At 47.6% G+C, this 17,932-nt stretch carries 14 protein-coding genes; 7 read left to right on the top strand and 7 right to left on the bottom strand.

Annotated elements, in window-relative coordinates:
* Positions 1-31: 31 nt before the first annotated feature.
* The 3 genes from GCU44_RS00975 to GCU44_RS00965 all read right to left on the bottom strand — a co-directional run bounded on the left by GCU44_RS00975 (position 32) and on the right by GCU44_RS00965 (position 6,731).
* Positions 32-1,516: a RagB/SusD family nutrient uptake outer membrane protein gene (locus tag GCU44_RS00975; protein ID WP_154852555.1), complete on the bottom strand. Its 1,485-nt coding sequence runs from the start codon at positions 1,514-1,516 to the stop codon at positions 32-34.
* Between the two features lie 28 nt (positions 1,517-1,544).
* Positions 1,545-4,766, bottom strand: coding sequence for a SusC/RagA family TonB-linked outer membrane protein (locus GCU44_RS00970; protein WP_154852552.1), 3,222 nt, complete (start codon positions 4,764-4,766; stop codon positions 1,545-1,547).
* A 267-nt stretch (positions 4,767-5,033) separates the two neighbouring features.
* Positions 5,034-6,731: a sialidase family protein gene (locus GCU44_RS00965; RefSeq protein WP_154852549.1), complete on the bottom strand. Its 1,698-nt coding sequence runs from the start codon at positions 6,729-6,731 to the stop codon at positions 5,034-5,036.
* Positions 6,732-6,955: 224 nt separating this feature from the next.
* On the opposite strand from GCU44_RS00965, the gene GCU44_RS00960 reads away from it, so the two are divergent.
* A complete protein-coding gene (locus GCU44_RS00960) occupies positions 6,956-7,657 on the top strand; it encodes a FadR/GntR family transcriptional regulator (RefSeq protein WP_154852546.1) in 702 nt (233 codons plus the stop codon).
* Between the two features lie 63 nt (positions 7,658-7,720).
* Here GCU44_RS00960 and GCU44_RS00955 read toward each other — a convergent pair whose 3' ends face one another.
* Genes GCU44_RS00955 through GCU44_RS00945 form a run of 3 tightly spaced genes read right to left on the bottom strand, consistent with a single transcriptional unit; the run spans position 7,721 to position 10,279 of the window.
* Complete coding sequence (locus tag GCU44_RS00955) at positions 7,721-8,575, bottom strand: fumarylacetoacetate hydrolase family protein (RefSeq protein ID WP_154852543.1); 855 nt, start codon at positions 8,573-8,575, stop codon at positions 7,721-7,723.
* Between the two features lie 29 nt (positions 8,576-8,604).
* Positions 8,605-9,363 (bottom strand): SDR family NAD(P)-dependent oxidoreductase, encoded by a 759-nt coding sequence (locus tag GCU44_RS00950; protein ID WP_154852540.1) that lies wholly within the window; start codon positions 9,361-9,363, stop codon positions 8,605-8,607.
* A gap of 40 nt (positions 9,364-9,403) precedes the next feature.
* Entirely contained in the window at positions 9,404-10,279 is an 876-nt protein-coding gene (locus tag GCU44_RS00945; RefSeq protein ID WP_154852537.1) for a PIG-L deacetylase family protein, read from the bottom strand.
* Positions 10,280-10,439: 160 nt separating this feature from the next.
* Between GCU44_RS00945 and serS the strand changes: the two genes are divergently transcribed.
* Entirely contained in the window at positions 10,440-11,717 is a 1,278-nt protein-coding gene (gene serS, locus GCU44_RS00940) for a serine--tRNA ligase (RefSeq protein WP_154852534.1), read from the top strand.
* Here serS and GCU44_RS00935 read toward each other — a convergent pair.
* On the bottom strand, positions 11,710-12,753 hold the full coding sequence (locus tag GCU44_RS00935; protein ID WP_241684794.1) for a dihydrodipicolinate synthase family protein: 1,044 nt from the start codon (positions 12,751-12,753) through the stop codon (positions 11,710-11,712). The two genes, serS and GCU44_RS00935, sit on opposite strands and share 8 nt — an antisense overlap.
* A gap of 182 nt (positions 12,754-12,935) precedes the next feature.
* On the opposite strand from GCU44_RS00935, the gene GCU44_RS00930 reads away from it, so the two are divergent.
* From GCU44_RS00930 to ccsA (GCU44_RS00910), 5 genes are all read left to right on the top strand, one after another.
* Entirely contained in the window at positions 12,936-13,601 is a 666-nt protein-coding gene (locus tag GCU44_RS00930) for a heme exporter protein CcmB (protein WP_154852531.1), read from the top strand.
* A 236-nt stretch (positions 13,602-13,837) separates the two neighbouring features.
* Positions 13,838-14,512, top strand: coding sequence for a cytochrome c biogenesis protein CcsA (ccsA, locus tag GCU44_RS00925; protein ID WP_092172538.1), 675 nt, complete (start codon positions 13,838-13,840; stop codon positions 14,510-14,512).
* Position 14,513: 1 nt separating this feature from the next.
* Positions 14,514-14,756, top strand: coding sequence for a CcmD family protein (locus GCU44_RS00920; RefSeq protein WP_092172536.1), 243 nt, complete (start codon positions 14,514-14,516; stop codon positions 14,754-14,756).
* A gap of 3 nt (positions 14,757-14,759) precedes the next feature.
* A complete protein-coding gene (locus GCU44_RS00915) occupies positions 14,760-15,176 on the top strand; it encodes a cytochrome c maturation protein CcmE domain-containing protein (protein WP_092172533.1) in 417 nt (138 codons plus the stop codon).
* 40 nt (positions 15,177-15,216) lie between these two features.
* Positions 15,217-17,745 carry a cytochrome c biogenesis protein CcsA gene (gene ccsA / locus GCU44_RS00910; protein WP_154852528.1) on the top strand — a complete coding sequence of 843 codons (2,529 nt, stop codon included), beginning with the start codon at positions 15,217-15,219 and terminating at the stop codon, positions 17,743-17,745.
* Positions 17,746-17,932 lie beyond the last annotated feature (187 nt).

Genomic DNA, 17,932 nt, shown 5'->3' with positions numbered 1-17,932 from the left:
TGATTAGTAATAGGACTGTACCGGTAGTTTTTTATTGTTCGTATCCCGGGTTTTGGGTTATCTTAGAATTGAGACTTATGGTTTCCAGTGTGATGGGCCAGAGAAGCAAATGCGCTTGGCCTTCTCTGCCCTGAAGGGAGGGAACTTTCTCGAAGGCTTTTCCAAAACGGACCAAATCCCACCACCTTTTACCCTCAAAGGCCAATTCAAACAACCTTTCCTGCAAAATGGATTCATCATTTTCAGCTTGAGAACCGTTGGAAAACTCATACATGGAAAAATCATCACCGTATGCCCTGTTTCTGACCATATTGATTTCGCCGGAAGGGTCCTGCCCGAGCGCATTTTTGGCTTCAGCTATAAGAAGCAACAATTCTGCATATCTGTAAATTACAATATCATCCAGGAACCTTCGTGTACCTCCTTCGGAATAGCCGTTGCCTTTTAACACAATAGACGTGATAAAGGTATTGTCATCATCATTCGAATAAATTTCTAGAAAACTTCCGGACTTTCTGCTATCTTCCTCGGTAAATTGATTTCTCAAAGTAGCTGAAGGAGCCCACCAATTGAATCCTCCTGGAGTTCCTATTGTTTCCAATGTTTGTTGCGAATAGGTATCTCTGATATCCAAGGCATTGATATACATATCGGAATACATATTGTTTGAGGACTCAAAGTCGTTAAAATGCACAGCAAAAATGACTTCCTGATTGCCTTTATTGTCAAAATCAAATATTCTTGAAAAATCGTCGAGAAGGGCTAAATCTGCCGACCTTGCCTCATTCAAAGCGGTCAATGCGGTAGCTATATCTCCTTCTCCTCCACCCATCGTCTTTCCTGTCCACAAATAAACATCGCCCTTGAGAACGTTGGCAGCGGGCCTTGACCACACGGCCCTTCCTGGAGGAAAATCATTGGTCGGAAACAATGAAATTGCTTCCTCCAAATCACTTTTTATCTGGTCAAAAACGATAGCCACGGCGGCTCTTTCCTGAAAAGTAGTCTCTGCGTCATAGCCTTCGACAGGCACGGTCACCAACGGAACATCACCCCAGGTTTTGGCCAAAACGAAATAGACAAATGCCCTCATGGTGTAGGCTTGGGCAAGTAACTCGTTTTTCTTGTTCTCATCGGGAAACGAAATATCCGGTACGTTTTCTACCACCAAATTGGCGTAATTGATAATTCGATAGGCTTGCAACCATTCCAGGTCAGCGTTACCCTCATTCATATCATTTTCAAAGTATTTCTGCCGGAAATCTGCATTTTGAAGACCGAATCCCATCACTTCACTTCTGGCCTCTCCCATGTAGTATAATGACCTGGAGGCCATGTTTCTAAACTGGTTGTACATCCCAATTACGCCTCCCGAGGCATCTTGTTCGGACTGCCAGAAGGAATTAGCTCCAATCGAACTGATCGGCGCTAATTCCAGTGGTTCCGTGCACGAATAAGTAAGCATGAAAGCGACCATGCCAAGTAGATAACCCTTACTATTAACTAAATTTTTCATGACATTTTTTGTTTGATCAGCGCTTGAATTAAAGAGAGAGGTTGATACCTAACATGATGTTTCGCGGAACCGGAAAACGTCCTCTGTTCATCCCGCCATCTTCCGGTGAAAGCCCGCTGAAATCGGTAAAGTAGTACAGGTTATTTCCTGTAAGGTTAACTCTGATGCCCTCAATTCCAATCTTTTTATACCAATCTGCCATGTAATTATAGCTTAAAGTTAGCTCTCTCAGGGCCAGAAAATCTCCTCTTTCATAATTTACAGAACTTCCACTTCCATTATTGATATTCCTGGGGTCTCCCCGCCAATAGTTACTCTGTGCGACCTGGTCTGCCCAATAAAACCTGGGCACGTCCGTTACATCCCCTTGATTCTCCCAGGATCTCAGAATATTTGAACTCATGTTGGTGTTGCCGACAAACTGACCATCCAGATTTGCACGAACGTAATTATAAATGGTATGCCCTGTTGTATAGTCCATTCGGAGGTACAGGTTGATCCCCTTATAGTTCACATTATTGGAAAATCCCCCGGTCCATCTAGGGAAAATATTTCCCATGTATACGCGATCCCGGGTATCGATTACCCCATTATCGTCTACATCCAGCCAGTCAACGTCACCACCAAACCGGCTGCGATCCGGACCGGGCATGATCATATCAGCTGGCGCTTCCGCCGCTGCTTGATCGGTGGGAAATATCCCCTGGTACTGGTATCCGTACAATTCTCCAATCCTACCCCCTTCTTGTAGTCCACCGCGCCAGACATAATCTCCTACAGCCCGATCGTATATGAATATACCTCCAATCCTGTTATTTTCGTTGTCATTTTCCGGCAATTCCAATATCTCGTTTTGCACGAAAGAAGTATTGAATCCAATAGACCACATCCAGTCCTTCGTTTCGAGCAGGTTCAAATTCACTTCAAGCTCAACTCCACTATTCTCCAAACTACCCAGATTCGTCAAAATACTGGTAAACCCGGTTAACTTGGGCATCGCCAACGTGGTAATGAGATTGGAGGTCACTCGTTGATAATAGTCGAATAGTAATGTGACTTTGCCATCAAAAAGACTTGCATCAAAGCCGATATCAAACGTTCTCGATTCTTCCCATCTAAGGTTTGGGTTGGCGATAGTCGTGTACTCTACCGCCGCATTTCCCTGATAAATGGAGCCAACACTGTACGCTCCTTGGGATTGGAAATCACCTAAATTCCCCAGATTACCATTTAGCCCATAACTTGCCCGTATCTTAAATTTATCAATAGCCGCGGGTTGGTTCCAGAACGACTCGTTGTGGAGATTCCACCCGGCCGATATACCTGGAAAGAAGCCCCATTTGTAGGCGGAGCCCAAATTAGAAGCACCATCGTATCGCGCACTCACCGAAACAAGGTATTTGTTATCAAAATCATAGTTGGCTCTTCCAAAATAGCCCAGAATTAGCTGCTTCCCTTTGGTACTCGAAACTGCTACGGGTTCTCCTGAGGCATTTAGCGTTGGAATTAGGTCCGTTGCTGCCCCCCTACCCTGAGCAAAAAGCGTATAATTATCTCGCTGATACAAGGAATAGCCAAGGGTAGCATTCACATTATGTAGCCCTCCGATGCTTTTTTCGTAATTAAAAACCGCATCCACCTGAATCTGCTCCCAATTCTCCTGTCTACCTGTGGCATTTCGGTCTTCCACTAATTGAATCGGTGAATTAAGGTAGGACATTAAAAACGTATTGGCAGTATTTGTCCTTGAAAAGAGAGAGGCTGAAGGCTCAAAACTTAGTCCAGGTGCAAGCTCCCAATTCGCACCACCGCTTAGTGTCATAAGTGTTAATGTATTGTCATTTCTACTTCTGCTCAGGTGGTAAGCCGGGTTTCCTAACGATCGGTTTACCCCAGGAGACAGTGTTCCATCTTCGAAGGTGTATTTGGCCGTTGGGGGAGTAGCAATAGATCTTTCAAACAAATTGTTTTCGCTGTACACGAGGTTATCCGACGACCTGGTGAAATTCAGGCCCGCAAATACAAATAATCTATCGTTCACCTTTAACCTCCCATTCATATTCGCTGTAAATCGTTTGTAATTTGTGGTAATCGCCGTTCCATCCATATCGGCATAACCAACGCCAATATTAAACGTCGCGTCTTCAGATCCGCCTGAAAGATTTAGGTAATGATCATGAGTTACTGCGGTTCTGAACAATACATCTTGCCAATCCACATCGTCAAAAATAATCGTTTTTGTAGGGTCAACCGGATCAGGCATGCTTTCCCATCCTTCATTCAGCTTGTACTCATTTTCAGGAGTCAGATACTGCGTTGTATATGCGGTATTATTGGTAAGGTCATTTCCTATGCCATATCCAAATGCACCGTTTAGCTGCGCAAGCCGTGTTGGAGACTTTATGCCTGTAGCCGCTAATCCTGATCTTGCATAATAAATATAATCCCTGGCAGAAAGGAGATCGTATTTTTGTCTCAATTGAGAGGTGCCGACGGTATACCGGTAGGTTACTTTCGTCGCACCGGATTTGCCTGTTTTTGTCGTTAAAATCACCACCCCATTTGAGGCCCTTGCCCCGTAGATCGCAGTGGACGCAGCGTCCTTTAATACCTGCATGGATTCAATATCCATCGGGTTAATCCCTTCGATATCGTCTCGAATGACACCATCAACCACGTACAATGGCTGGGCACCATTGGGGTTATTTATGGATGTTCCGCCCCTCACAATTATTCTAGGTGCAGCTCCAGGCTGACCACTCAACGTTTGAACCCTCACCCCAGAGACAGTACCCTGCAATGCTGAGGCAGCATTCCCCAACGGTACATTTTCAAGGACTTTGGTATCCAGCGTACTTACTGACGTTGTTAGCTTTTCCCTGGATTGTTCGCCATAGCCCACGACAATTATCTCTTCCAGGGCTCCGACATCGGTTGAAAGCCGAACTTCGAGGATTGCCTGATTACCTACGGCAATTTCTTCCGGGCTGAAACCAATCGCAGAAAACCGCAAAACAGGGTTCTCACCGGTGAGCGTCAGGGAAAAATTTCCCTCCAAATCCGTAACGGCACCCGTTGCCGTACCCACCACAATAATATTCACCCCCGGAATCGTGGTACCATCATCTTCGGATAGCACCGTTCCAGTTACTGTTCTTGCCTGTCCAAAGCTCGTCCCAAGTCCAATAAATACGACCAGAACGGTGGTGCCAAGCAATCGTCTCAGAAAACCCGCGTAGTAATGCTGCATTTCTTATAGTATTTATTATTTAAATAAACGGATCTAAAATCATATACTATTATTAAATAGGTGTTTACAAAACAAATAATATGTATGATTTATTCAAATATACACATTAATCAACACCATCAAAATGTACGGGGTATTTTTTTTCATTCTGGTGTCAGGACCCCGCTGACAAAACCCTGATTGTAGCCTATGGGGAAATATTCCTATCACTAGAAGATGAAAAAGATTGGTATGGCTTCTAGCATAGGATGTATTTATACAACCTGATCATTCGTTGGAAATAAACTGCAAAGACTCCAGCAGTATTGGCATATGCGGGCTGGACGAAGTACCGAGCCGAATGTAGTTCAAACCAAGCACGGTCTTTCTTTCTGGAGGATACCGTCCAATCGGTGTCCCATTTACCGATACCTCAAGTACCTCCTCAGCGTTCGACAGATTCCAATCCAGCTGAATCAGGGCGGCGGCATCGTTTCCCGGCAGCTTCCCAATGACCTCGGCTTCAATTTCTACCAAATAGACTGCATTTTGGGAAGCCTGCTGGTCTGAAGGAATCGAAAAATGGTCCGTCAGTGCCAGGGATAGCGTTTTCCCATTTTGGGATATCGGAATCGAAAGCTTCAAGCTGCCTTTTTTTGCCATGGGGAAATTCACTACGTATTCTCCACAGGAGTCGATTTCGGGAATATGAACCCCAGTCACTCGGTTATCCGCTCCGTGCGTGGAAATGCCATTGATCGTTTTGACACCGCCCGACCTAGTGAAGATAATATCAAGAGCCGTTTCCGAGATCCATCTGGGGTGTAGTGCGTAGATCCCCTTTCCTTCCCCTTGTCCCGTAGCCAGCAGTATGTCTCCTGACTCCGTTTCGACCACCGAAGGGTAGGCCGTTCCGCGGTCTCCAACCGCAGAGGGAGATTGTACCGAATGTGCAACCTCTCGAAAGCCCTGCCAACTGGCTCCCTCATCCCAACTCACAGCTGCGTGCAGTACTTCCCGTCCCCCCAACGCGTAGGAACGCACCGTATCCCAGCGTTGACAACTGTTCCAAAACAGCAGGATCGAACCGTTTTTCAGCCGGTACAGGCAAGCCGGAGAATCGCTGGAAATAAATTGCGAGGCCACCGGGTTTGTCCAGGATTCTCCCTTATCCAGGGACATCGCTTGGTACAGGCGGCCGTGCGAAGTCCGAATCAGCATCCAAAGAGACCCGTCCTTCTTTTCGATTAAATCCGGTTCGATTGCCCCATATCGGGTCACTTTTCGGTTATCTATTTTGACTTCCAACTCCTTACCGGAGGAATGCCAGCTTTTTCCTTCATCGTCTGAATACATAATCCGGACTACATTCCATCCATAATCCGGAGCCTCGTCTGCCGGCGGCTCCTCCCGGTCGGGAACTGCTTTTCCAAATGCAAGCAGCAGTCTTCCTGACTCCAGCTTCTTGAACCCGCGGAGTGCCCCCACGTACCCCTCAAGAATTTTAACGGGAGCACTCCAGATACCGCCCACCCGCCGGCTTACCCAAAGGTCTAGGTGTCGACCCCTGTACCCCCCGTTCCCTTCACCAAATTGATGAAAGACACAAACCAAGCCACCGTTTTTAACAGGCTGGACCTGTAATGCATGGTAGGCCTTACCGGACAAGGAAAAAGCCATTTTCGGTTCACTCCAGCTCTCACCAGTGTATTGGCGATACATCACCCGATCAGCATCTCCCGGTCGATTGATGAAAAAAATCGTACAAACCCCCTGGTCATCTACCAAAATGGCCTCATTTCCGGGCGATTCCCTAACTTTTTTTGGGAATGATTCAAGCTGTTTTTCCCATAAGAAAATCGGCAATGACCCGGTAGGTGGCTCTGCCAACGTTCGCACGTAACCAACTGAGGTGGTCGCTTCCGGGATGAACAGTGCCAACACCAGTAAAGAAACGCCGAAAACCATTTTTCGAAACAGACACATGGATTAGGAGAATATGTAGTACTTATTCTAATTTCGAAATAAATTCGCAAATTACAAAACATCAAAATCGACCTGCCCTGGATAATCGTCCCCTCAATTTGTCAATGAAAAGGTATTTTTGACGGCTTATCACCGTCTAGAGAGCGGATAATATCCGCTAGCAAAAAAAAATATTTATTATTACTTATTATATTTGCCCCGAATTTAAGCTAAATCTATCCTTTGTGAAAGCATTCAATGTCAAACCCAAACCAATAGTCGATCAATCACTCTCATTGGTAGATAAGGTGGAACTTAATCTTCGGGAATATTTTACAGAAGCCAACCTTCAGCCGGGTGATTCCATCCCAAAGGAGGCGGAATTAGCCGCTTCCATGGGGGTGAGCAGAACCGCCTTACGGGAAGCGTTGTCCAGACTTCGGACCCTGGGTTTGATTGAATCCAAACGAAATCGGGGGATAATCCTGACCCAGCCAGACATTCTGGGGAGTTTTGAGCGAGTACTGAATCCCATGCTTTTGGACAGCACAACCCTCCAGGATATTTTTGAACTGCGCCTGGTCCTGGAAATGGGAATCGCCGATTTGCTCTACATTCGAAAAACGAAGGAAAGCATCCAAAAACTGGAAATACTCGTAGAAAAAGAGGAGAACACCAAAGATCGGTTTCTAAAAAATCGATTTGATGCCGAATTTCATTCCATGTTGTACGAAATATCCGGTAACCAAACCCTACTACGCTTTCAGAAAATGTTGTACCCCATTTTTAATCTGGTTCACAGCGGGCAAATCATTGGCAAAACGGCCGTTAGGAATGCCGTTTCGCACCGGGATTTACTGCAGGACCTAAAAGTAGGCACGCCCTCCAGCTTTCGGGAAAAAATGAGTGTGCATTTAAAAGTCTATTTTGATAACGTAGACGAATAATGAGAAGGCAAACATGGTGTTGCCTTCTCGTTCCTGTATTTCTTCGGGCGATCACGCGTTTGCCTACGGTGCCTCTACACGCTGCCTGGAAACCCCCAGACCATCTATGCCCAATTCTACTTCGTCGCCTGCCTTCAAATACCTCGGTGGCTTGAGCCCCATTCCTACCCCGGCGGGTGTTCCGGTGCTGATGATGTCTCCCGGTAACAGGCTCATGTATTGGCTAATGTAACTTACCAGCTGCGGTACGTTGAACACCAAATCAGAGGTCGTACTGTCCTGCATGGTCTCGCCATTTACCTTCAACCACAGGCGTAATTGGTGGGGATCCGCTATTTCATCCCTACTCACCAGGTACGGACCCAAGGGGGCGAAGGTGTCGCAGCTCTTTCCTTTTACCCATTGCCCGCCATGGTGCAATTGAAAATCCCGCTCGCTGACGTCGTTGTGCAGCACGTAGCCAAATACATGATCCATGGCGTCTTCCTCTGAAACATAACTCGCCTTCTTACCGATAACAATTGCCAACTCTACTTCCCAATCCGTGGCTTTGGAATTTCTGGGAAGCCTGATGGGATCAAAGGGACCGGTCAGCGCGGAGGTAGCTTTCATAAACAATACTGGCTGCTTGGGAACCTCCATCCCGCTTTCTTTGGCGTGCAGGGAATAATTCAATCCCACGCACATAATTTTCGAGGGGTAGGGCACCGGAGATCCCAGCCGCTCGGACGGAGCGATCTCCGGGCAGGAAGAAGCGTTGGCTGCAAGCCACTGCTTAAGTGCCTCCAGGCGATTCGGATCGCCCAAAAATTCAGCCGTCCAATCGGCACCGAAAGCCGAACAATCCAGCAATTTTCCCGAGTCAGTAACAATTCCGGGTTTTTCATTCCCCGCTTTTCCAAAACGAATCAGTTTCATGGGTTATTTTAGTTTTATAGTTTTAATATTTACATTTTTAGTTTACAAAAGCCGCCGTCTACCAGGTAATCTGCTCCCGTCAGAAATGCGGCTTCGTCGGATGCCAGGAAAAAGGCCATATTGGCCACTTCCTCCGGGCTACCCATTCTTCCTACCGGTTGTGTGGCCGCCAGTTGATCGAAAACCTCCTTTTCCTTTCCGGGATAGGTTTTGGCCAGGTAGTCGTCCACAAAGGGCGTATGAATCCGTGCGGGAGAAATGGCGTTGCACCGGATATTGTCGGTTACATAATCCCGGGCAATGGTCAAGGTCATATTCAATACGGCTCCCTTGGACATGGAATAGGCAAACCGGTCGGGTATACCCATGGTTGCAGATACCGAAGCCATGTTGATAATGACACCCCCTCCCTGGGATTTCATCCGTCCAATAACCGCTTTGGAGCAATGAAACACCCCCTTGATATTTACGGCATACAAGCGATCCAGGTCTGCCTCCCCCGTGCTTTCCAGGTTTCCAATATGGGAAATGCCGGCATTGTTTACCAGAACATCGATGTTCCCTGGAATGCTATCCATTACCGCCTGCACCTGTGCCCCCACGGATACATCTGCCTGCCGGAATTCTACCTCCAACCCCGCTTCTTGTAATTCCCTACTGACTTTTTGCCCGCTGGCCTCATTGAAATCCAGCAGGTACACCCTTGCACCTGCGCCAGCAAATTTTTTAACGATAGCAAGTCCAATGCCACTGGCCCCGCCGGTGACGACGATCGTTTTTTCGTTCATAAAGTATTTTCAATTATCTAGTTACGGATGAGTTAAAATCCTATTTCCCAAGCATGGGAAATAGCCGCTTTAGGTCCTCCTCGGTTGGCTGTGACCCGTATTCACACACTTCAAATGCTTCCGCGTACCCAACCTGCTCCGCCCGGGCAGACCCGTACCACTTTTCCAGGTTGCTTCTGACCGCAGGTGTAATGCTTCCAAATCGTTTTCCCTTGAGCCATTCTTTTCGCTCCTCTTTCCCTTCGGGAACTTCGTCTGCATAGCCACCAATCCAGGGCAGCCATTCATAAAACTGGGACACGTGTGCGTCCATGCCGTCAATCTTTTTATCGATCACCTGGGTAATATCAATCGCTACGTGTGGTTCAAAGGGGTTGGGCTTTTGGAAATGATCCTGGAAGTACAAAAAGACCGGGTTTTTTCGCAAGGGAGGCGTATCGGGAGCCACGTTGGGTACGCCGACCATGTAGGCGGCATCCTGCACCAACACACCCGTATAGCGGTGGTCAGGGTGGTAGTCATTTGGGCGTGGCGCGATGACTACATCCGCATCCCATTCGCGAATCTTACGGATGATCTGAAGACGGATTTCAAGCGTGGGAAGCAATTCACCGTCGTGGTTATCCAGTACGTCGTAATCCACGCCCAGCCGCCGGGCTACTTCCTGGGTTTCCGCAATACGCCTTTTCGCCAGCATGCCTCCTCCCTCTTCCATGTGTCCGGCATCGCCATTGGTCACCGAAACAAATTTGACCTTGTGCCCCATGGCTACAAACAAAGCGGCAGTACCGCCACCTTTAATGTCACAATCGTCCGGGTGGGCGCCGATCATGATGATCCGAAGGGGATCTTCCTGGGCCTGAACCCCAGCAAACGATACGAGGAATACGGCTAATGCAAAAACAGTAAATTTCATACGCTGATTAATGGGTTAAATAAAAGATAAAGTTTGAAGATAGTCAATTCGCACAATTTTGCCAATCCGCAATTCCAAAATATCCGGAATATACCCCTTGCCCGGAACTTATTCCTTATCTTTGCAGCCTAAAATTTTCAACGAAAAAAGCCCCATACACATGCTTCAGGTAAATGAAATCAGAGATAATTTCGATCGTGCCTGCGAAGGATTGAAAAAAAGAAACCTTCCTGAACCCGAATCTTTACTTCAGGAAGTGCTAAAACTGGACGATAAACGGAAGCAGACCCAGGTAGAGCGGGACGGCCTGCAAGCCGAATCCAACGCCATGGCCAGACAAATCGGGCAATTGATGAAAGAAGGTAAAAAAGAGGAAGCCGAGGCCGCCAAACGCCAAACAGCAGCAATTAAATCAAAGGTAAAAGCGCTGGAGGAGGACTACGCGACCTGCGAGGAATCACTAATCCGTCTGCTTTATACAATCCCCAATGTTCCACACCCATCCGTCCCGGCGGGAAAATCTGCTGAGGATAACGAAGTAGTTTTGCAAAAGGGAACCATTCCCGCGTTAACAGGTACGCAAAAAATGCCCCATTGGGAGTTGATCAAAAAATACGATATCGTGGATTTCGAATTGGGTGTTAAAATAACCGGCGCTGGGTTTCCCGTGTACAAAGGCAAAGGAGCCAAATTGCAACGAGCGTTGATAAACTTTTTTCTGGATGAGGCCGAAAAGGCAGGCTACAAGGAGGTACAACCCCCAATCTTAATCAACGAAGAAAGCGGCTATGCCACAGGTCAATTACCGGACAAGGAAGGGCAGATGTACCTGGCTGGCGCGGATGGGCTTTACCTGATCCCCACGGCCGAGGTACCCATCACCAACATGTACCGTAATGAGGTGCTTAGTGAAAGTGATCTTCCCAAAAAGAATGCCGGGTACACACCTTGTTTCAGAAGAGAGGCCGGAAACTGGGGAGCACACGTGCGGGGGCTAAACCGGCTGCATCAATTTGACAAAGTCGAAATTGTTCAAATCACCCACCCCGACCAATCCTATCCGAGTCTGGAGGAGATGAGCCTACATGTGCAGGGGCTGCTGCAAAAATTGGAGCTGCCCTACCGCGTGCTGCGCCTTTGCGGAGGAGACATGGGGTTCACGGCTGCCCTTACCTATGACATGGAGGTCTTCTCTGCAGCGCAGGAACGCTGGTTGGAGGTGAGTTCGGTGAGCAATTTTGAAACCTACCAATCCAATCGCCTAAAGCTCCGCTTCAAAAATCAGGACAAAAAGACCGTATTGGCGCACACGCTTAACGGCAGTGCTTTGGCATTGCCTCGAATTGTGGCAGCTCTACTCGAAAACAACCAAAGCGATCAGGGCATACGCATGCCGCAGGTGTTGGTGCCCTACCTGGGCTTCGAATGGATTAGCTGATTCCCAGCCTTTCTTTCCACTCCTGTACTTCCGCATAAGCCCGGTCGACGACAAGCCGTTGATCGGGGGTAAGCGGTTGGTTGGCACCCCGGCTTGTCAACTCCATTTGCAAACCCGATTTGTTTAGGTAATACCGGGAAGATAGCTGGTAATTTGCGGTGATCCGGGTCTCCATCTCCCGAACCTTCTCCTGAAGCCAATCCACGTCTTCCCTTCGTTCTGGGTCAGTGGCATGTTGACACATCCAGGCGATCACTTCGGGGTAATAATTCCCCGCTATTGGAGACAAACCGGCCGCTCCTTCGCGAAGCGACCCCACGGCACTTCCCATATGGGCGTTGTACAGGTCTAATCCACTACCCCGGGATGCAGCCAATTTTTCACGAATGGCATCGATATCTTCCGTGGTATCTTTATGGTATACCAGACGATCCGTTTCCAAAAGAAACGCCAATACCTTCCGGGACAAGATCCGTTTGTAGGGCCTTGGACATTCGTAGGTTCCCAAGGCCAGGGATTCGGTTTGGCCGAGATAATCCTCCAAACGGCGAATCATTGCCTCGTCCGTCTCGGCGGCCTCTGCAAAATGAGCGGTAATGCAAATGACCGCATCCACGCCAGTGTCCGCAAGCCGCTTGGTAAAATCAGCTTTTTCCCCGGCATTGCTGCCAAAGGATCCTGTGGAAACTACGGGAAACCGACCATTGACCCGTTTTACAACGGTTTTTGTGACCCTCAGGCGTTCTTCTGGTGTTAATTCATACATTTCGCTACTCAGGCAGTTAGCAAACATGCCCTTTGCTCCCGCTTCCAGGTAATGGTCGGTCAAAGCTTCCAATCCCTTGTAGTCGATGGATTTGTCCATTTTATACGGCGTCAGCATGACCGGTACAAAGGACTTTTGATCGGCTGGAAGGGTGGTTGCATTCTTCGCCTGCAGCCCGGGTAGTGGGGCTGTACCTGCGGCCATTCCTACGATGAGGTGCTTTAGAAATCTTCTCCGTTGGGCAAGTCCTGTGCTCTGCTTTTCGTTCATCTCAATTAGCTAAGGTTTGAAATTTGTTCCGTTCAGCGTCAGCCGGAAAAAAACGCGGAAACTTCTGCTGTACACGTAGGATACTTCTTTTTTGCAATTTGGGCTAATCCTCACTTGCCATGACGTAAATTAATCCCCTATCTGCCCGAAAGTATATCGGGCTATCCCTATATTTGCCCGGTATGTGGAAGGAAATTATCCTATTGGTAAAGAAAGAGGCGGTACTGGAGTGGCGCCAGAAATACGCCATCAATGGCATCCTCCTGTATGTGGTCAGCACCATATTCGTCGCCTACCTTAGTATGGGAGCGGGTAAGGGAAACCTGGGGGTTCCCGTATGGAATGCGCTGTACTGGATCATTATCCTGTTCTCTTCGGTGAATGCCGTGGCAAAAAGCTTTGTACAGGAACACCAGGGAAGGCAATTGTACTACTACATGATTGCTTCCCCGGAAGCGATCATCCTGTCCAAAACCATTTACAACACCCTTCTGACGCTGGTGCTGGCCTTACTCGGTTACCTGGTATTTGGCCTGGTATTTGGCAACCCGGTTGCCGATCAACCGCTGTTTTTGCTCAACCTACTCCTGGGAGCCATTGGCTTCTCGGCTTCGCTTACCATGGTATCTGCCATTGCTTCGAAAGCCAGCAATAACGGCACCCTGATGGCAATTTTAAGTTTTCCCGTCTTGATTCCCATTTTGCTAATGGCCATTCAGGTTTCAAAAAACGCGATCGATGGTTTGGACAGGGAAATAAATCTGGATAAAATCCTTACCCTCCTTGCCATCAACGCCATCGTAGCCGTTTCTTCGTACATTCTTTTCCCTTACTTGTGGCGCAGTTAGTACGCCTTTTAGCAGCAAAAGGAGCCACCTTCTCGGATGCTTTGACCGATAAGCAAATAAACCAGACAAATGTGAATAAATCACGTATAAACCTTTAATTTTGCCTGCGGTTATACCAAGTAATACCTTCCTTTTTTCAAGCAGCGCGGCCCTCCGAAAACTCTTCCTTACCCGAAGATCGTTTACCGGAAGTAAGCGTTCCAGAAAAGGCAATATTGCTCAAAATTTGATCGTCTATGAAAACTTACTGGTGGAAAATTCTGGCTATTCTCTTACTGGCTTACACCATCGTAGCGGGACTGCTGATAGAGGTGCCTCGACTTCCGATTCTAAACGAGACCATTCGCGCGCTTTTTTTTCACGTCACCATGTGGTTTGGGATGCTGCTAATGCTGATGGTTTCGGTGTATTACGGCGTCAAGCATCTTCGCACCGGAGAATTAAGGTACGACGACCTGGCAGTGGAGTTTACAAACACGGCCATTCTCTTTGGGGTGGTAGGGATTAGCACAGGAATGATCTGGGCAAAGTTTACCTGGGGCGACTATTGGACCAATGACCCAAAATTAAACGCTTCCGCCATTGGCTTGCTCATGTATTTTGCCTATTTGGTCTTACGTAACTCGTTGACCGACGTGTACCAACGGGCCAAAATAAGCGCTGTATACAGTATTTTTGCATTTGCCGCATTCATCCCCTTGATTTTCATTTTACCCCGCCTGACCGATAGTCTCCATCCGGGAAACGGTGGAAATCCAGGGTTTAACGCCTATGACATGGATAGCAAGCTGCGAACGGTATTTTACCCCGCCATTATCGGGTGGACCCTATTGGGAGCCTGGATCAGCACCCTTCGCGTCCGTTACAGACGTCTGGAAAGAAAATTAGAAGACCATTTGATCAATCAATAACATGAAAAAATACATCGTTGCAATGCTTTTACTGGCAAGCATCAGTCTGAAAGCGCAGGACAAAATAGGCATCACTGAGGAAGATTATCAGAACTCCTCCGTTCAAATGGCAGATGGAATGCGCTCGGATGGAAAAATATACGTTTTAGTTACCATAATTGGAATTGTTTTGGGGGGAATTCTGGTTTATGTCATACAGACAGACCGGAAGATCAGCGGACTAGAGAAAAGATTTAACAAATAAACCATGAAAAGAGGACATATTATCGGCCTGGGAATCATTGGGCTGGCCATTATCATCATCATTACCTCCATCGGAGATGCCAGCACCTACGAAAGTTTTTCCACGGCTAAAACGATGGCAGTCAACGGCAAAACCGAGGCTATCCACGTGGTGGGCGAGTTAAAAAAAGACCGGAATGGAGAGGTAGTGGGCATCGAAGTTGGTCAGGACAAAACCTCCTTTACCTTCATTATGGTTGACAATGACGGGACGGAACAGCAAGTGTACTACAACGAACCGGTTCCGGCGGATTTTATCCGATCCGAACAAGTGGTAGTCATCGGCACCTACAAGAGCGAGGAAATGTTTGTCGCGGACAAAATCCTCATGAAATGTCCTTCCAAATACCAGGAAACGGATGTCAAAACCGCCTCTTCATAAGACTGCCGAAATTTCGCACACCTTTAAAATTACGTAACACATGATGAATACCTTTATGGGTAACCTGGGCCATTTCATGGTAATTCTGGCTTTTGTCAGTGCCTTGGTATCGGCTGTTTCTTACTATTATTATACCCGTGCAGGCGAATTGGAAAAGGCATCCTGGCGAAATTTCAGCAGGATCACGTTCTACATCCACGGAATTGCATCGGTAGCCATCGCGTTTTCCTTGTTCGAAATCATATACAATCACCGGTTTGAATATTTTTATGCCTATTCGCATTCCTCCATGGGATTGCCGGTTCATTACATGATCTCGAGTTTCTGGGAAGGGCAGGAAGGAGCATTTATCCTCTGGATTTTCTGGAACGTGGTATTGGGCCTGGTCGTTATTCACACCAATAAATTTTGGGAAGGCCCTGTCATGCTGGTATTTATGCTGGTACAGGCATTTCTCGTTTCCATGATTCTGGGTGTGGTCATCGGCGACCTAAAAATCGGAAGTTCCCCGTTTATGTTGCTACGGGACGTATCCGAAGCCCCGATCTTTCAGATCAATCCGGAATTTGTCCCCGAGGACGGCACGGGATTAAATCCGCTTTTGCAAAATATTTGGATGGTCATACACCCTCCCACGCTTTTCTTAGGCTACGCTTCCACCCTGATCCCCTTTGCCTTCCTGATGGCCGGTCTTGGGCTAAAAAAATACGCCGAGTGGATCCGTCCAGCGTTGCCATGGGCCATTTTTTCCGCGATGATTCTGGGGATGGGCATCATCATGGGGGCTTACTGGGCCTATGTTACGCTCAATTTCGGCGGATACTGGAATTGGGACCCTGTTGAGAATGCCGTGTATGTTCCCTGGCTAATCATGGTAGCAGCTATTCACACCATGATCACGTTTAAAAAGAGTTCCACTGCTTTGAAAACCTCCATGGTACTGGTGATCAGCTCCTTTATTCTGGTATTGTACGCCACGTTTTTGGTCCGAAGTGGGGTATTGGGTGACTCTTCGGTGCATTCCTTTACCGATTTGGGCCTCTCCGGGCAGTTATTGATTTACATGCTCTTCTTTTTAGCCGTGGCAATCTTCCTGGCGGTCAGGGAATGGAAACACATCCCGACTTCGGAAAAAGAAGCTTCTGTGTATTCCCGGGAATTTTGGATTTTTATCGGTGCAACTACCTTGGGTTTAATGGCTTTTCAGGTCATCGTACCTACCTCCATCCCGGTTTACAACGCCCTGGTGGAGAGCTTTGGTGGGCTCTCTAATTTGGCGCCTCCAGCCGATCAGATTGGTTTTTACACCAAGTTCCAACTCTGGTTTGCCGTGGCTTTGGCCTTGCTTACCGGTATCGGGCAGTTTTTCTGGTGGAATAAAATGGATAAACAGGATTTGAAAAATGCCCTGGTTACGCCCTATATCGTATCCATGGTACTGGCCGCCCTGATCATTACCATTGGAAAAGTTTACGATATCACCTATATCGTGATCGTTTTGGCAGGGGCTTTTACCATCGTAGCCAATAGCACCATACTCATCAAGCTTCTTAAAAAGAAAACATTCAAACTCTCCGGAGGCTCCCTCGCACACATTGGACTGGGCATGGTGCTAATTGGGGTGATGTTTTCTTCCGGGTATTCGGACACCATTTCCATCAACATGTCCGGCTTGACCTATAAAAAAGACTGGGAGGACGAGTTGAACAAAGAAAATGTACTTCTCTGGATCAACAAGCCCCTGCAGATGAAAGAATATGAGGTCATCTACCGAGGCAGGTACAAGAAGGTAGTAGGCGTCCCTGGATATGTCAAAGCGGATGCGCTGGAAGCCACCGGCGAAATTAACCAATCCATAGCCGTACGAGACATCGCTGTAAATGACCAACTGTACCACCAGAAAGGAGATACGGTGAAGTTGGTACTGGAAGAAAACTCCTATTTCAAGGTGGAGTATTACCAGGAAGACGATCTGAAATTCACCCTGTTTCCCATGTCTCAGCCAAACCCCACCATGGGGTTGATCTCTTCGCCGGATTCCAAACGATACCTCACCCGGGACCTCTACACGCACGTTTCCGCAATCAACGACTACGAAGAACCGGAATGGAAAGAAGGCGATCGGGTAAATGCAGCTCCCGGGGAACAGTTTTTCATCAACGATTTTGTTACCCGCTTTGAGGGAGCCGAGGTGGTCAATGAGTTGGATGGCCTGCCGCTGGAAGAAGGAGACGTGGCGGTGAAGGCCAACCTTACCATCCTAGACTACGACGTGGAGAAAAAGCTGGCGCCCATTTTCCTGATTCGAGGAAATCAGGTAGGCAAAATTCCGGACATCGACAATGACCTGGGAATTCGGGTAGAGGTGGAAAACATTGTCCCCGAGGAAAACAAGTTTGTCTTCAAGGTAGACACCTACCAAAAGGACTACGTGGTCATGAAAGCGGCGGTGAAGCCCATGATCAATGTGCTCTGGTTGGGCACCATCGTGATGCTCATTGGGTTTTCGGTTGCGATTTTCCGTAGGTTTGACGAATTTCAGAAAATGAAAAAGAAGGGACTGGAATAAATGTCGGCGCTTTACTTGAACGATTATCCCAACCCCCAATTAATTTTGGGGGTTATTTTTTTTAATTTGCCGGCATGAAATCAAGCCGGCCGACCGCATGGCATACCCTTAAGGGAATTTATGCCGCATGCGAGATGCAACCGAAGGTAGGGACAGGCATAGTACCGCTTAACGACAATAATAAACC

Source organism: Cyclobacterium xiamenense, assembly GCF_009467825.1.
GTDB lineage: Bacteria > Bacteroidota > Bacteroidia > Cytophagales > Cyclobacteriaceae > Cyclobacterium > Cyclobacterium xiamenense.
Note: the sequence above shows the minus strand (reverse complement) of the source record. Positions and strands in the feature narration are given on the sequence as shown.

Bases quoted from the DNA above. Each gene is read 5' to 3' on its own strand.
- GCU44_RS00945 (WP_154852537.1), bottom strand. From the start codon at position 10,279: ATGAAATTTACTGTTTTTGCATTAGCCGTATTCCTCGTATCGTTTGCT.
- GCU44_RS00975 (WP_154852555.1), bottom strand. From the start codon at position 1,516: ATGAAAAATTTAGTTAATAGTAAGGGTTATCTACTTGGCATGGTCGCT.
- GCU44_RS00965 (WP_154852549.1), bottom strand. From the start codon at position 6,731: ATGTGTCTGTTTCGAAAAATGGTTTTCGGCGTTTCTTTACTGGTGTTG.
- GCU44_RS00920 (WP_092172536.1), top strand. From the start codon at position 14,514: ATGAAAAAATACATCGTTGCAATGCTTTTACTGGCAAGCATCAGTCTG.
- GCU44_RS00930 (WP_154852531.1), top strand. From the start codon at position 12,936: ATGTGGAAGGAAATTATCCTATTGGTAAAGAAAGAGGCGGTACTGGAG.
- ccsA (WP_092172538.1), top strand. From the start codon at position 13,838: ATGAAAACTTACTGGTGGAAAATTCTGGCTATTCTCTTACTGGCTTAC.
- serS (WP_154852534.1), top strand. From the start codon at position 10,440: ATGCTTCAGGTAAATGAAATCAGAGATAATTTCGATCGTGCCTGCGAA.
- GCU44_RS00955 (WP_154852543.1), bottom strand. From the start codon at position 8,575: ATGAAACTGATTCGTTTTGGAAAAGCGGGGAATGAAAAACCCGGAATT.
- GCU44_RS00935 (WP_241684794.1), bottom strand. From the start codon at position 12,753: ATGAACGAAAAGCAGAGCACAGGACTTGCCCAACGGAGAAGATTTCTA.
- GCU44_RS00950 (WP_154852540.1), bottom strand. From the start codon at position 9,363: ATGAACGAAAAAACGATCGTCGTCACCGGCGGGGCCAGTGGCATTGGA.
- GCU44_RS00915 (WP_092172533.1), top strand. From the start codon at position 14,760: ATGAAAAGAGGACATATTATCGGCCTGGGAATCATTGGGCTGGCCATT.
- ccsA (WP_154852528.1), top strand. From the start codon at position 15,217: ATGATGAATACCTTTATGGGTAACCTGGGCCATTTCATGGTAATTCTG.
- GCU44_RS00970 (WP_154852552.1), bottom strand. From the start codon at position 4,766: ATGCAGCATTACTACGCGGGTTTTCTGAGACGATTGCTTGGCACCACC.